Annotated in this window: 15 protein-coding genes; 11 read left to right on the top strand and 4 right to left on the bottom strand. The window is 64.2% G+C overall.

Annotation, left to right across the window (positions count from 1 at the left end; all coding sequences use genetic code 11):
- The first annotated feature begins 467 nt into the window (after positions 1–467).
- A complete protein-coding gene (locus ACIOJF_RS05940; RefSeq protein ID WP_105657722.1) occupies positions 468–1,337 on the top strand; it encodes a VOC family protein in 870 nt (289 codons plus the stop codon).
- Between the two features lie 78 nt (positions 1,338–1,415).
- Here the strand turns inward: ACIOJF_RS05940 and ACIOJF_RS05935 are convergent, their stop codons facing one another.
- Both ACIOJF_RS05935 and ACIOJF_RS05930 read right to left on the bottom strand, forming a co-directional pair.
- A complete protein-coding gene (locus tag ACIOJF_RS05935; RefSeq protein WP_402741334.1) occupies positions 1,416–2,207 on the bottom strand; it encodes a CatB-related O-acetyltransferase in 792 nt (263 codons plus the stop codon).
- A 78-nt stretch (positions 2,208–2,285) separates the two neighbouring features.
- Positions 2,286–4,094, bottom strand: a complete 1,809-nt coding sequence (locus ACIOJF_RS05930) for a glycosyltransferase (protein ID WP_105657724.1) — start codon at positions 4,092–4,094, stop codon at positions 2,286–2,288.
- Between the two features lie 358 nt (positions 4,095–4,452).
- On the opposite strand from ACIOJF_RS05930, the gene ACIOJF_RS05925 reads away from it, so the two are divergent.
- Positions 4,453–4,581: a hypothetical protein gene (locus ACIOJF_RS05925; RefSeq protein ID WP_286134218.1), complete on the top strand. Its 129-nt coding sequence runs from the start codon at positions 4,453–4,455 to the stop codon at positions 4,579–4,581.
- Between the two features lie 118 nt (positions 4,582–4,699).
- Here the strand turns inward: ACIOJF_RS05925 and ACIOJF_RS05920 are convergent, their stop codons facing one another.
- The gene (locus tag ACIOJF_RS05920) at positions 4,700–5,707 is read right to left on the bottom strand and encodes an iron-siderophore ABC transporter substrate-binding protein (RefSeq protein ID WP_105657725.1); all 1,008 of its coding nucleotides are present in this window, start codon (positions 5,705–5,707) and stop codon (positions 4,700–4,702) included.
- A 253-nt stretch (positions 5,708–5,960) separates the two neighbouring features.
- On the opposite strand from ACIOJF_RS05920, the gene ACIOJF_RS05915 reads away from it, so the two are divergent.
- From ACIOJF_RS05915 to ACIOJF_RS05905, 3 genes are all read left to right on the top strand, one after another.
- The gene (locus ACIOJF_RS05915) at positions 5,961–6,908 is read left to right on the top strand and encodes an iron ABC transporter permease (protein WP_286134219.1); all 948 of its coding nucleotides are present in this window, start codon (positions 5,961–5,963) and stop codon (positions 6,906–6,908) included.
- Positions 6,905–7,960 (top strand): iron chelate uptake ABC transporter family permease subunit, encoded by a 1,056-nt coding sequence (locus ACIOJF_RS05910; protein ID WP_105657727.1) that lies wholly within the window; start codon positions 6,905–6,907, stop codon positions 7,958–7,960. The genes ACIOJF_RS05915 and ACIOJF_RS05910 overlap by 4 nt, the downstream gene beginning before the upstream one ends.
- Positions 7,961–8,023: 63 nt before the next feature.
- Positions 8,024–9,760 carry an HNH endonuclease signature motif containing protein gene (locus tag ACIOJF_RS05905; RefSeq protein ID WP_402696236.1) on the top strand — a complete coding sequence of 579 codons (1,737 nt, stop codon included), beginning with the start codon at positions 8,024–8,026 and terminating at the stop codon, positions 9,758–9,760.
- Positions 9,761–9,806: 46 nt separating this feature from the next.
- Here ACIOJF_RS05905 and ACIOJF_RS05900 read toward each other — a convergent pair whose 3' ends face one another.
- A complete protein-coding gene (locus ACIOJF_RS05900) occupies positions 9,807–10,436 on the bottom strand; it encodes a LysE family translocator (protein WP_105661208.1) in 630 nt (209 codons plus the stop codon).
- A gap of 250 nt (positions 10,437–10,686) precedes the next feature.
- On the opposite strand from ACIOJF_RS05900, the gene rpsP reads away from it, so the two are divergent.
- From rpsP to lepB, 6 genes are all read left to right on the top strand, one after another.
- Positions 10,687–11,097, top strand: a complete 411-nt coding sequence (rpsP, locus tag ACIOJF_RS05895; RefSeq protein ID WP_105657730.1) for a 30S ribosomal protein S16 — start codon at positions 10,687–10,689, stop codon at positions 11,095–11,097.
- Between the two features lie 2 nt (positions 11,098–11,099).
- Positions 11,100–11,342 carry an RNA-binding protein gene (locus ACIOJF_RS05890; RefSeq protein WP_038991490.1) on the top strand — a complete coding sequence of 81 codons (243 nt, stop codon included), beginning with the start codon at positions 11,100–11,102 and terminating at the stop codon, positions 11,340–11,342.
- Between the two features lie 154 nt (positions 11,343–11,496).
- Positions 11,497–12,039, top strand: a complete 543-nt coding sequence (gene rimM / locus ACIOJF_RS05885; protein ID WP_133833441.1) for a ribosome maturation factor RimM — start codon at positions 11,497–11,499, stop codon at positions 12,037–12,039.
- A 3-nt stretch (positions 12,040–12,042) separates the two neighbouring features.
- Positions 12,043–12,867 carry a tRNA (guanosine(37)-N1)-methyltransferase TrmD gene (gene trmD, locus ACIOJF_RS05880; RefSeq protein ID WP_105661210.1) on the top strand — a complete coding sequence of 275 codons (825 nt, stop codon included), beginning with the start codon at positions 12,043–12,045 and terminating at the stop codon, positions 12,865–12,867.
- A 250-nt stretch (positions 12,868–13,117) separates the two neighbouring features.
- Complete coding sequence (gene rplS, locus ACIOJF_RS05875; protein ID WP_105657733.1) at positions 13,118–13,477, top strand: 50S ribosomal protein L19; 360 nt, start codon at positions 13,118–13,120, stop codon at positions 13,475–13,477.
- A gap of 13 nt (positions 13,478–13,490) precedes the next feature.
- Complete coding sequence (gene lepB, locus ACIOJF_RS05870; RefSeq protein ID WP_402741333.1) at positions 13,491–14,138, top strand: signal peptidase I; 648 nt, start codon at positions 13,491–13,493, stop codon at positions 14,136–14,138.
- Positions 14,139–14,154 lie beyond the last annotated feature (16 nt).

The following is a 14,154-nucleotide window of genomic DNA, read 5'->3' as shown; positions in this document are numbered from 1 at the left end:
GGGCACGTTGTAATCCCAAGCTGACTCTTTGTCCTGCCGGCAGGGCGTGCTCAAGATATTCGGCAGCCGCTGGCCCGAGGCATTTGACCCCATTGCCCGGGTGAATGGCTTCGGGGATGTCGATGTTCAGCAGCTGGACTCGAGTTTCTGCGCCCGCCACCCTGGCATCCATGGTGTCGCCATCGCCATCGGCAACCCGGGTGGCCGTACCGCGATTCTCCGATCCGCCACTGCTGGTGAGTTCTATGGCACTGGCAAACAGCGACCTTGCTGCCGCAAGGAAATCCGGATGGCCTTCGTAGTTTTTGCAGCGGGGTTCTTGGTGTGCGAGCAGGGGAGGCTAATGCCATCCCCGGAACAGAATTCGCTGTGATCGGCTGAACATCCCAATTTCATTGAAGCATCAAGTAATTTGCGATAGGCTGTTAATCAATAGGGAATCGATGCACTTGGAAAAGGAGCTTGCCATGTCAGTACTCCAGCAAGACAAACTAGCGGCCAACACCCACATGAACGCAGTCCAGCTCAAGGTCGGCGACATGAAAACCATGAGCGAGTACTACCAGAAGGCCCTGGGCCTTGAAGTGCTGGCCGAATCAGCCGAAGGCACCCGCCTGGGCCGCGGTACCCAGGAACTGGTCAACCTGCAGAACGCGCCAGGACTGCAGCTCCCGTCGCGCAACGAAGCGGGCCTGTTCCATACCGCGCTGCTCTTCGACACCAAGGCTGATCTGGCTGCGACCGTCCTGTCGGCAGCCCAGTTCGACCAGAGCCGCTTCGTGGGCAGCTCCGATCACCTGGTATCCGAAGCGTTCTACTTCACCGACCCGGAGGGCAACGGCATCGAGCTGTACTGGGACCGCCCGCGCGAGACCTGGAGCTGGAGCGGCGGCGAGGTGGCCATGGACACCATCTACCTGGATCCGAACAAGTTCCTCAATGAGCACCTGACCGAGCAGTCCATTGCCGGACAGCGCAAGGCCGCCGCGGATGTAGGCCACGTGCACCTGCAGGTGGGCGATGTCGCAACCGCCCGCCAGTTCTACGTCAGCACCCTGGGCTTTGACGAAACCACCACCCTGGGCGAGCAGGCACTGTTCGTCTCGGCTGGCGGGTACCACCACCATATGGCCATGAACGTCTGGAACTCGCGCGGAGCCGGCCCGCGCAAGGACACGCTGGGGCTGGGTGAAGTGCTGATCAACGTCCCGACCGAAGAAGAAGTGGGCAAGCTGGCCGAGCGGCTGGCCTACGCCAAGGTGGCAAACCACCACACCGGAGCCGAACTTCGCTTCCGGGACCCGTGGAACAACGAACTGCGCGTCGCCGTAGGCTAACGCGGATCCAACGCCCAGAGGCTTTAGTGCCCCCGGGCGCTCGCCGAATCGGCGAGCGCCCGGGGGCACTTCCTGTCTTCACCCGGTTCCGGTGCCCAGGGCCTCCAGGTGCTCGGCAATGGTCTTGGCGGTCAAGGGCCTCGTCTGGAATGGCCGCACAGTCCCTGCCTCGGCCTGCTCGAGCACCTGCTGGGCGAAGGCGGCCGGGTTGGCCACGTCCAGGTGGGTCAGGTTCTCCGGGGCGTACTGCCACCACTGCGATGCCTGGAGGGCCTGGACGGTCGGCGCATCGAAGCGGTCGCGGATCTTCTTGGCCGGCAGGCCGCCGACCACGGTGTACGGCTCGACGTCGCTGGTGACTACGGAATTCGAGGCGGTGACCGCGCCGTCGCCGATGGCGACCCCATGGCCCAGCGTGACCTTTTCGCCGATCCATACATCGTTGCCGATGGAGATCTTCCCCGGCGTGTAGCCGTACTTCGTCGTGCCCAGATCCACGCCGTGATCAGCCGCGTAGGTGCGCATCAGCAGCCGCTGGTTGTAGAACACCGGGCTGGTCGATGCCCACTCCAGGGGGTGCTTGGCTCCCATGACAGTCATGCCCTTGGCGATCGAGGTGAACCGTCCGACGCTGATGGCCTTGTTGAGCTTTGAATGGGTGTAGGAGAACGCGCCCATGCGCGGAAGGGCTGTTCCGCTGGTTCCCCAGAAGGTGGTGTAGGGATCCAGCGCGAGGTCTTCCCGGTAGCTGATCCACGCCTCGGGATTGCAGGTGCTTCCGGTGTCCTGGAAATCCTTCATGCCCGGAACCGTCATGAGGATCCGGTGGCTTTTGAGCAGCGGTCGCAGTTGGGACATCTGAATTCGCATGCGATCGACTTTATGGGACCGGACTTGGAGAATTGTCAGCAAGTCCCGAACGCGCGCTGGATGCGACCTGCTGCCCGGCTACTGCTTGGGGCGGAAGGAGAGGTTCTTGTGCGTGGTGAAGTACGGCAGGATCATTGATTCGGGCAGACCCAGGCGCTTCATTTCCATGGCCCTGCCCACGCGCAGGCGCAGGTTCACGTCCACCGCCGCATCCTGTTCCTGGGTCTCGCCCAAGAGCTGCGGTTCCACATCGAAGACCGCCAGCTGCTCGTCCACACTGCTGCTGGCCACGGCCGCGATTTCTTCCTTGCTGTCCCGATTGACGAAGACCAGCTCGAAGGTTGCCGGATCGGGCAGGTCTTCGACGTGGGCCCGATGCTCCACCCGCACCTGCAATCCCTGGCCGTCAGGGAAGTCGACGCCCCGCAGCCTTGCTTCGAAATGCGGGACGCGGTTCTTCGCGCCGAGCTTCTTGAGCATCTTCGCTATGGACATGGTGTCCTCCCAAAGTGAGACTAGATCGCGGGCTTGGTACTCGCTGGCAAAAGTGCGGGCCTGCTGCGACATCCGGGCGGCCAGGGCGGGATCGTCCATGAGCTGCTGCACCCGGTCGGCCATGGCCTGGATATCGCCATGGCGGACCAGGAAGCCGTTATGCCCATCGGTGATGCTGTCGGCAGGGCCGAAGTTGATGTCGAAGGACACCGGGATGCATCCCTGGGCCTGGGCCTCGAGGATGACCAGCGCCTGGCCCTCGTTGGTCGAGGTGAATAATTGGGCCGTGCAGGAAGCGAAGTGCCGGGGGAGCTGGTCGGAGTAGCCGTGGAAGATCACCGACTCGCGCAGGCCCAGCTCGGCGGCCCGTTCCGCTAGCGCGTCGCATTCGCTGCCCTGGCCGACAATGTGCAGGGTTGGCCGCTTGCCGCGAAGAGCCAGCTCGTGGAGGACATCCAGGGCGGCGGCTACGTTCTTGTTGGGGGTCAGCGAGCCGGCCACGATCAGGCTGGTCGAGCTGCGTGCCGGTACCGGCGGTTGCACGGTGGACGGGTTCAGCGGGTTGGGAATGACGAATGCCGAGTCGGCTTCGCCGAAGCGGTCGACATAGGCCTGGCGCTGGGCGTGGGTCAGGAAGACGAAGGCATCCCAGTTGGAGCGTTCTTCGATGATGGGCCCGTGGCCCTTGGAGAGCTGGCCGCTGGCAAGGTCCTGCCCCTTGGCCACATGGATGCTGTGGAACGCGAACACCTTGGGCACGTGCACCGGTTTCCAGGAAGCGAGCATGGCCGCGGTGTACTTGCTGTCGATGACCACCAAGGAGTTCGGGTGGTCGACGATCTGCGACAGCCAATGGCGGTAGAACGACGCCGCGCTGGGGAAGCGGGCCACCAGGGTTCCGCTGCGGTCAAAAGCCTCAACGATGCGGCGGGCCTTCCCGTCGTGGAACTTCATATCGGACAAGAAGGCGGTGCCATCGGCCCGGTAGTACGTGGTCTTCTTGATCCCGCCTTCGGGGCCGGCAACGCTGTGCTCGCAGAACAAGGCGGCGTCCTGGCCAGGGTGGTGGACGGACTCGCGCACCGTGAAGTCCAGGCAGCCCGGTTCGGCCTTCCGCTCGGGGATGCTGGTCTGCGGCTGCAGGTCATGGTCCGCCAGGTGGAGGTAGGGATTGAGCACCCGGACCGTGGGCGAAAGCTTGCCGCGCGCGACGAGTTCCTCGACGATCTGCGGGAGCTGTTCGTTGGGGCCGAAGGTCACCACCGCGGCAGAACCGTGCCGCTGGGCGAAAGCGGCCGCGCGCTGGGTACAGACGGTGGTCATCCCGCCGAATTCGCGCTCAAGCTTCCACGTGACCATGTAGGCGTCCAGCTGCTGTTCCCTGATATCCACGGAGAATGATCCTTAGTTTGACCACGACAAAGTTAATTTCGCGCGAGGATATGCAGTTCCTCGCGCCACATTCCAGACTACGCGGTGAAGCTAGGCGGGCGCTGGGAAGACGCCGTCGTGTCGGCCTCGATTTCCCTGGCCTGCACCGCAGGGATGGCCCAGTGGCCGAAGAAGCCGCCAACGCGGATTCGAACGTATCCTCGAAAATGCCATGGCGCTCGCCGAAAGCCGTGGGAGAATCGCCGGGAAGGCTCCAGCCCTTGCTCTTCGGTGCGAAACTTCCTATGGTTCAGGTTATGGGGTACTCTCCCCACATTTGTTGGAGGCGCAGCGCGTCTCCGGTAAAGGACGGCACGTCATGTCGAGCAAATCCCCACGCAAGGGCGAAGCGAAAAAACCAGGCAAGAGCATCAAGGAAAAGCGCGCTGAGAAGCGGCTGAAGCACGCGGAGGTCGCTGTCGATCCGGTGCGCAAAGCTGCCAGATAACCACTGATTGGCACCGGTTCCCGCGCGCGGAGCCGGTAAATGAATCGAGTCCCTGCCTACGGCGAACGACGCCGGGCAGGGACTCGAGTATTTTAATTGCCGGTTTTCCGGGCGCCGCTTAGGGCAGCTGCGGGTCGACCTCGAAGTGCTCGGCGACCTGGGTGATGACCTCGTGGGCGCCCTGCAGCGACACCGAGGAGAGGAAGATCGAGTCGTCGACCTGCATGACCTCGCCTTCCAGCTTCTCCCACAACGGGTTGGAGGTGAACTTGTCTTCCTGGGCGCGCGACGCGTCGCCCTCGGCGCCTTCCGGGGCCCAGGTGGACTGGAAGATCACTTCGGCGTCGGCCTTCAGGATTTCCTCCGGCGACAGCGGAACGAAGATCGACTCGGTGGTATCCGGGGCATCCTCCGGGCGCGGAATGCCCATGTCCACCATGATCTCGCCGATGAACGAATCGGTGGCGTACAGGCGCGCGGTGTCCTCGCCGGCGAAACGCACCAGCGAGTAAGTGGTCTCGGGCTTCTTCGCCAGGATTTCCTTGCCCACCGCGGCGGCGCGGGCCTCGTAGTCAGCCACGGCCGTTACCGCCTGCTCCTTCTTGCCCAGGGCCTCGCCCAGCAGCACCACGTTTTCCTTCCAAGTTGGTCCGGTGGACTCGGAGAAGATGGTCGGGGCGATCTTGTTCAGCTGGTCGTACATGGCGCCCTGGCGCACGTCGGCGGAGATGATCACGTCCGGCTCGGTGGCCAGCAGCTTTTCCAGATCCGGTTCGGTGATGGTGCCGACGTTCACGGCTTCGTCGGTCTGCTCGGTGATGTCGCCGAGGTACTCGGGGAAGGGATTGTTGCCCTTGCGGTATTCGGTGTAGGCCACCAGCTCGGCTCCCAGCAGCATGGCGGCATCCACGTAGGAAGGGTCCAGTGCGGCGACGCGCAGCGGGCGTTCGGCCAGCTCGGTGGTGCCGCGGAAGTGCTTGATGGCCGCCGGGAAGCTGGAATCGGCTTCCGCGGTGGCGGCGGTTTCTGCTGGCTCGGTGCTCGGGGAAGAGCTGGCGCAGGAGGACAGGGCCAGTGCGGCCGCGGCCAGGGCGGCGCTCAGGGCGAGAATGCGGGGAGTGTGCATGCGAGTGCTTTCCATGAAGGTGATTGACTAATTAGCGCATGATGTATTTTTGCTTGCCCCACTTAGGCAAGGGTAAGCTTAGCGCGCGAGAAGAACAGTAGCATGGATCCGGCCGTCCTGGTCAAGGTCCTGCGACATCATTGCTTCGCATATCCTGCACGCACCCGCCGCGCACTCCGCGGCCCGAGAAAGGCCACCGACCATCGACCGCACCACACCGCGCATCAGCTCGCTGCTGGCCCTGGCCGCCGGCGTGGGCGCCGCCATCGGGCTCAGCCTGTGGATCGGCAGCACCACCTCCAGCTTCGCCGAGCTGCGCCACGCGCTGCTGGCCCCCGACGGCCAGGTCAGCGACATCGCCATTCGCGAGATCCGCTGGCCGCGCACCGTTACCGCGCTGGCCGCCGGCGCCGCTTTGGGCATGGCCGGCACGCTGATCCAGGGCCACACCCGCAACCCGATAGCCGAACCCGGCCTGCTGGGCATCAACCAGGGCGCGGCCCTGGCCATCGTCTCGGTCGCCGCTTTCACCGGCCCGCTGCCGGCGTGGACCCAGGCGCTGCTGGCCCTGGGCGGAGCGCTGCTGGCGGCCCTGGTGGTCTTCGGCATCGGGCGCATCGACGGGCGCGGGGGATCGCCCATCACCTTGCTGCTGGTGGGCGCCGCGGTCACCGCGCTCTGCGCCGGAGTGGTGTCGGCCATCGTGCTGCTCAGCGAGGCCGCCCTGGAAACCCTGCGCTTCTGGCAGGTCGGCTCCGTGGTCCAAGGCTACGAATCCTTCTTGTCGCTGTGGCCGCTGCTGGTGGCCGGTACCGTGCTGGCGCTGGCCAATGCCCGCGGGCTGAACGCGCTGACCCTGGGCGAGGATTCCGCCCGCAGCCTCGGGGTCACCGCCCTGCATGCCCGCGGGCTGGGGCTGGCGGCGATCGTGGCACTGTCCGGGCTGGCGGTCACCCTGGCCGGGCCGATCGCCTTCCTGGGCCTGCTGGTACCGCATATTTCGCGGCGCATCTTCGGCGCCGACTACCGCTGGGTGATTCCCGGCTCGGCCCTGTGCGGCGCGCTGCTGCTGTGCGTGGCCGATGTGCTCGGCCGCATGCTGGCCCGCCCCGGGGAACTGCCCGTGGGCGTGGTCATCGCGCTGCTCGGCGCGCCCTTCTTCATCTACGTGGCCCGGCGCCGCAAGGCGGTCACCGTATGAGCGCCCCGGCGATCCGCACCCCCGCTTCCGCGGTGCGCGCCCGGCGCGCTGTGGCTACCGGCCTGATCCTGCTGGCCGTGGCCCTCGCGGCCTTCTGCCTGCACCTGGCCATCGGGGGCACCCCGATCGCGCTGGGCGATGTGGTGGCCACGCTCTTCGGCGCGGCCCCGGATCCGCGCACCGAGCTGTCGATCATCGAGTTCCGGCTGCCGCGCAGCGTGGCTGCGGTGCTGGCCGGGGCCGGCTTCGGAGTGGCCGGGGCGCTGACCCAGAACGTGGCGCGCAACCCGCTGGCCAGCCCCGACATCCTCGGGGTGACCAACGGCGCGGCCCTGGGCGCAGTGGCCGTGCTGGCCCTGAGCGTGCACGCCGGCGGGCGTTCGGAACTGCTGGTGCACTACGGGCTGCCCATTGCCGCCACCTTGGGCGGCTTGCTGGTCTCCGCCCTGGTCTTCGCGCTGGTCTGGCACAGTTCCCTGGAAAGCAACCGGCTGGTGCTGGTGGGCCTGGGCTTTTCCGGGCTGTGCGCCGCACTGACCTCCTGGATGCTGACCCTGGGAGAAATCTACAACGCCCAGCAGGCGCTGACCTGGCTGGCCGGGACCATCAACGCGATCTCCTGGGCCGACCTGGCCTTCGCGCCGGCGGTCATCGCGCTGGGACTGGCCGCGGCCGCGCTGCTGCGCAACCAGCGCGAGGTGCTGGCGCTGGATTCGGATACCTCCCGCGCGCTGGGCATGAACCTGGGGCGCGACCGGGTCCTGATGCTCGGCCTCGCCTCGCTGCTGGCCATCGCCGCGACCGTGATCGCCGGGCCGCTGGCCTTCGTTGCGCTGGCCAGCGGGCATGCCGCGCGGCTGGTGGCCCGCGGCACCATCCCGCCGGTGCCCCATGCCGCGCTGATCGGGGCGATCTTCGTGCTGCTGGCCGACCTGGTTGCGGCCCGGGCTTTCCCGGTGATCCTGCCCGCCGGGGTGGCCACCGCGGTGATTGGCGCCCCGTACCTGATCTTCCTGGTCATCCGCCAATCCAAGGTCCGCCAACGCGGCTAGCGGTTTATCCACAGTTGGCGATGGCTGCCAGCTCGGGCCTCTGGCCGCGCCCATGATGGGTCCATGGGCATCCACCAGCTAGCCGCAGCGATCCAGATCCTGCGCGAATCCATCACCGGGTCGCTCCCGCGCGGAGCGATCCAAGTGCTCCTTGAGCTGATGGCTTCCTGCTGCGCGCTGCTGGCCAAGCTCTCCTGCACCCTGCGCGAGTCCGATGACCCGCGGGTGGCGGCGGGGCATGCACGGCTGATTGAAACGCTCTACCGCTACACCCTGCGGGAGCAATTGCACTGCGCTATCCATCTCGAATCAACCGGCGCCCACCTGCTGGAAGACGATGAGCTGGCGGCCATTTCCGCATCGCGGACCAGCTACGACCGCCCCGCCCGCCAGCATTCAGGCCGCGCCCACTACCAGAACACCGGCGACTTCCTGGCCAGCTGGCTGGGGATCAACGCCCATGAGGGGCAGCACCGGGTGAATGACGCGCACCTGCTCATCGCCCGGCGCCTCATGGATGGCAGCACCGCCGCGCCGCGCTTGTCCCAGCTGGCCAGGCTCTACGCCGAAGCGCCGGACCTGGACCCGCGGCTGATTGCCCGCACGGCCCGCGCACTGGACAAATTCGAGCCGGCTGACACGAGCTTCCAAGGCCGGCCGCTGGAATCGTCCGCCCGCAATGAACAGGGCCAGCTGCTCGATCACCAAGCCGCGGCCCTGCTGCAGGAACCTGACCGTGCCACCCGCGAGACCCAGCTCGCGGCAATGCTTTCCGCTGAGCGCAAGGCCCGCAAGCAAACCAGGAACCCGGCACCCGGCATCTATCCGCGAGGCACCGTGGGCGACTGCGACAAGTACGAGCTCTACATCGCCGGGACCCAGCGCGAGGAATTCCGCTCCACCCTGGCCCAGGCCGATAACCCGCGTACCAAGGCAGGCAAAGCCGCCCGTGCCGCCAAATCCGGTTCAGGCGCTGCCCCTGATGATGGCCAGAACGCCTCAGAGGACCAGCAGGAAGCGGATCCCGGGGCAAATGCCGGGCAATCAGCCACCGACGACCTGTTCAGCAGCAAGGAACCACCACCGCCATGGGCCCAGGACGGGCACGGGGAGGAAGAATCCTTGTCCGGAGCGCAGCAACAACCTGACAAGCTTGTTGATGAGCAGGAAACGCGCGGCGCAGGCCGAGCAGGTGAAGGCCTCCAAACGTCCCTGCTGCTTGGCTATGGGGAGGTTCCGGTGGCCCAGCGCCGGCTCAACGCACTATTGGCCGCGCTGAGAGCGCGCACGGCAGGTGCCGCGCCCAATGGAATCATTCCAAGGATCGGCATCCATATCCAGTTGCGCGATCCGCAGGATCTTGGCGATCCGGCCAAGCTTCGCGCCACCTCCGACCACGGGGTGAAACTCGATTCCGCGGACACCGCACAGCTGATCTGCCAAGGCGAGATCTACCGGGTGGTCTTCGGACCCGATGGGCAACCGCTGGATGTAGGACGCAAGGAACGCTTCTTCACGGATGCAATGAAGCGCGCAATTTTCGCCCGCGACCGCGGATGCATCGTCCCGGGATGCACCGCACCGCCTGAAATGCTCGAATACCATCACGACAACTGGTGGGAACGTGGCGGGTGCACTTCATCGCGCAATGGCAGCTGCCTGTGTCGGAGGCACCACCATGCCATTCATGCAGGATTGCTGACCCTGGTTACCGTTGGGGGACTGGCTCACATCCTGCTGCCCAAGCACCTGGACCCGATGCAGGTACCGCGAAGAAACAGTGTTCCGGTGGCCGCCTGAGCACCCGGAGCCGCGAACTGCTGCACCTGCCGGCGTGGCCAAGATGCTATGGGCGCGAGAGCGCAACTTTCAGTCCGAACCCGATCAGCACTGTCCCGGTGATCCGGTCCATCCAGGACACCGACTTCGCGGAGCCCAGCCAGCGGCCAGCGATCCGAACCCCGTATACCAAGGCCACTGCCCACACCAGGGTCAGTGCAACATGCACCGCCGATAGCCCCATGCCCATGAATAGGGCGTTGGTGCCCGCCGGGGTGAACTGCGGGATCGCGGCGATATAGAAGACGCCGATCTTCGGGTTCAGCACGTTGGTCACCAGCCCGGTCAGGTAGGTTCGATACCTGCTGTGCGATACCGGGACATGGATCGTGGCCAACTGCTTGCCCCGCAGGCTCCGATGGATCATCTGCCCGCCCAGGAACACCAGATAGGCTGCGCCGGCATAGGCCAGCACCTGGTAGGCCAGGGATGAGGCGGCCAGAATTGCCGAAGCTCCCGCGGCCGCGGCCACACCCCAAACGAATACTCCCGTGCAGATCCCCAGCGCCGCCAGCAGCGCTTCACCGCGTCCCCGGGCAATGGCCGATCGCAGGATCAGCGCGGTATCGACACCCGGAATCAACGTCATCAGGGCGGCAACTATACTGAAACCCAGCAAGGCGGAAGCAACGGTCATGCACTCAATGCTAGAAGCTGCAGCTGGGCGCAGGCCCCAGGGTGAGCAAGCTCATGATCTTCGCCCGACGCGCGGGGCCAATTAGAGTTGGCCACCGCGCACGCTCTCTGGCATAATTGCAGGGTACTCGATTCGCAGTGGCCCCTCTCTCCGCTATGAGTCCTGTCCTTTTAGAATCCGACCAGTAAGGCCTGCCCCACAGGTGCTAAAAATTGGATTCGACCATGTTGAGAAACAGGAGACCACAAAAGTGGCCGTAAAGATTCGTCTGAAGCGCTTCGGTAAGATGCGCGCACCTTTCTACCGCGTTGTCGTCATGGACTCGCGCGCTAAGCGCGATGGCCGTGCCATCGAGGAGATCGGCAAGTACCACCCAACCGAGAACCCATCGGTTATCGAGATCGATTCGGATCGTGCACAGTACTGGCTGTCCGTTGGCGCTCAGCCAACCGAGCAGGTACACGCACTGCTGAAGATCACCGGTGACTGGCAGAAGTTCAAGGGCATCGATGGCCAGGAAGGCACCTACAAGGTTGCCGAGCCTAAGCCAGCATTCGTTGCTCCTGACAAGGGTTCGGTGATCCTCCCAGAGGCAATCACCAAGAAGGCTGAAAAGCCAGCTGCTGAAGAGGCAGAGGCCGAAGCTACCGAGGCTGAGTAACAGTGCTCGTTGACGCGCTAGACCACCTGGTACGCGGGGTTGTCGAGGAACCGGAAGACGTCAAGGTCGCCTTGAAGTCCACCCGCCGCGGCGACCTGCTCGAAGTACGTGTGAACCCTGAGGATCTAGGTCGTGTGATCGGACGCCAGGGACGCACCGCACGAGCACTGCGCACCGTAATGGCAGCGTTGGCCAAGGAGCCGGTACGTGTCGATGTAATCGACACCGACCGTCGCCGAGGCTAAGCAACTTAGAGGTCTGGCTTTTAAGTTGGCTTCGAAACGAAAGGAGTTTCCGTCCTAACTAGTGACGGAAACTCCTTTCGTGTTTACCCCTAGAATTTCCATTCCAGTCTCCCGGCACACGCCACGGAACACAGTGCAGAAAGAGCAGCAGACTATGCGATTGCAGGTTGCCCGCATCGGCAAGCCCCACGGCATCCGTGGCGAAGTCACCGCCCAGGTCATGACCGACACCCCGGAAGAGCGCTTCACCGCTGGCGAAGAACTCATCGTCGTCGACGGCCCGGTCAAGACGCTGACCATCGCCAATGCGCGCTGGAACAAGACCATCCTGCTGCTCTCCTTCAAGGAAATCGCCGACCGCAACCAGGCTGAAACCCTGCGCGGCGCGCGCCTTGAGATTGAAGTTTCCGATCAGCCGGAAGATGACTCGGACGAATGGTACGAGCATGAACTGCTGGACCTGAAGGTCATGCTCGATGGCGAGCAGGTCGGTACCATCACCGCACTGCGCACCAATCCCGCCCAGGACCTGCTGGTCTTCGAAGACGCTGACGGCCAGGAGATCTACCTCCCGTTCGTCGACGAATTCGTCCCGGAGATCGATCCGGAAGCCGGCATCGTAGTCATTACCCCGCCGGCAGGCCTGCTGACCTTGAACAGCGATGAAGACGGCAGCGACGAAGAGGGACAAAAGTAAGCCATGCGTCTTGACGTCATCTCGATTTTCCCTGAGTACCTCCAGCCACTCTCGCTTTCGCTGATCGGCCGCGCCGCCGAAGACGGCATCTTGGATCTGAACGTCACCAACCTGCGCGACTTCACTGCCGACAAGCACCGCAAGGTCGACGACACCCCGTACGGTGGCGGCGCCGGCATGGTGATGATGCCGGAACCATGGGGACAGGCACTGGACGCGGTGCGCCCAGCCGATGCTGGCGGCCCCAAGCCAACCCTGATTGTCCCTTCGCCTGCAGGCGCCGTCTTCAACCAGCAGATGGCTTACGACCTTGCCGAGGAAGAGCATCTGGTCTTCGCCTGCGGCCGCTACGAAGGCATCGATGAGCGCGTCATCGAATACGCGCACGAGAACTTCAACGTCATCCCCGTATCCATCGGCGATTACGTGCTCAACGGGGGAGAAGTGGCCGTGATGGTGATGGTGGAAGCCATCGCCCGGCTGATCCCAGGAGTCATCGGCAACCCGGAATCGCTGGTAGAAGAATCCCACTCGGATGTTCTGCTGGAATACCCGGTGTACACCAAGCCGGCCTCCTGGCGCGGCCGCGATGTCCCCGAGGTGCTGCTCGGTGGCAACCACCAGCGGGTGGGACGGTTCCGCCGCGACGAGCAGATCAAGCGCACCGCAGCGCGTCGCCCCGACCTGATCACGCAGCTGGATGCCGAGAGCCTGAACCGCAGGGACCGCGATGCCCTATGGCACAGCGGATTCGCGCTCGTTGACGGTGCCATAACCCCCAAGTCCGAATTGGACTGGGCTACCGGCGCCGGCACCGAGAGCGACTAAGAGGCCAAAATCACTCGAAAGCCATTTCGGGCAAACTCGCATCGGCTTCGCTGATACGGCATAATTGTTTCTTGGTGTGTTTTTGTTCGACTCCTGCCGCAGGGGGAAGCTCGAGCCACAGAAGACCGCCGCACCGTTTGCTAGAGGCAATCGGTGGTACAACGTTCCGGGGATTTCACTGGTTTCGACCGGTGTCGGGCCCCGCTACGAGGATTCGGTGACCTGCGGCATTGATCCTAGGAGATGCACTATGCATATTCTTGACTCTGTTAACGCAGCCTCGCTGCGCTCCGACGTTCCAGCCTTCGGCCCAGGCGACACCCTGAAGGTTCACGTCAACATCATCGAAGGCAAGAACTCCCGTGTTCAGGTCTTCCAGGGCTACGTCCTTGGTCGCCAGGGCCAGGGTGTTGGCGAGACCTTCACCGTTCGCAAGGTTTCCTTCGGCACCGGTGTTGAGCGTACCTTCCCAGTTCACTCCCCAATCATCGACAAGATTGAGGTTGTGACCAAGGGTGACGTTCGTCGTGCAAAGCTGTACTACATGCGCGATCGTCACGGCAAGGCTGCTCGCATCCGCGAGAAGCGCGACTTCAGCGCAAAGAAGTAATCTGCGTTCTTCAATGAACCGGATTGCACGCACTGAGCGGGCAACAATGAAGCGCCGGGCCTTTTCATGGGTCTGGCGCTTCGCTGTACTCGCCATCACTCTTGGTCTGCTAGCCACCATCGTCATTCGCGCCACCCTGATCGACGTCTTCCATATCGAGTCCAACTCCATGGAATCCACGCTCAACCCTGGCCAGAGCATCGCCGTAGACCGCCGCGCTTACTCGGATGCCGAACCGCAACGCGGAGACATCATCGTCTTCGATGGCCGCGGCTCGTTCCTGCCCTACGCCAAGGCCAGCTTCGCTGATGATCTGCTGGGGGCGTTCAGCCTCACCGGGAGCAGCAATAAGTACGTCAAGCGCGTCATTGGCGTTGGGGGAGACACAGTGGAATGCTGCAGCGCCGATGGGCGACTGCTCGTCAACGGCGAGCCTGCAGACGAGCAGTACATCTTCGCCGGGGACGCTCCGAGCGAACAGAAGTTTTCCGTAGAAGTGCCGGTTGGCCGCTTGTGGGTCATGGGCGATCACCGCTCCACTTCCAAGGATTCGCGGGCATTGCTGGGCGCAAGCGGCGGCGGAATGATCAGCGTCGAGCGCGTCACGGGCAAAGCGACCGAGGTGATTTGGCCGCTCGATCAGCGTTCAGTAATCAGATGACACGCCGTAACAACCG

This window comes from Glutamicibacter sp. NPDC087831, assembly GCF_044742845.1.
GTDB lineage: Bacteria > Actinomycetota > Actinomycetes > Actinomycetales > Micrococcaceae > Glutamicibacter.
The sequence above is the reverse complement of the archived record's forward strand: the minus strand, read 5'-3'. Positions and strand labels throughout refer to the sequence as shown.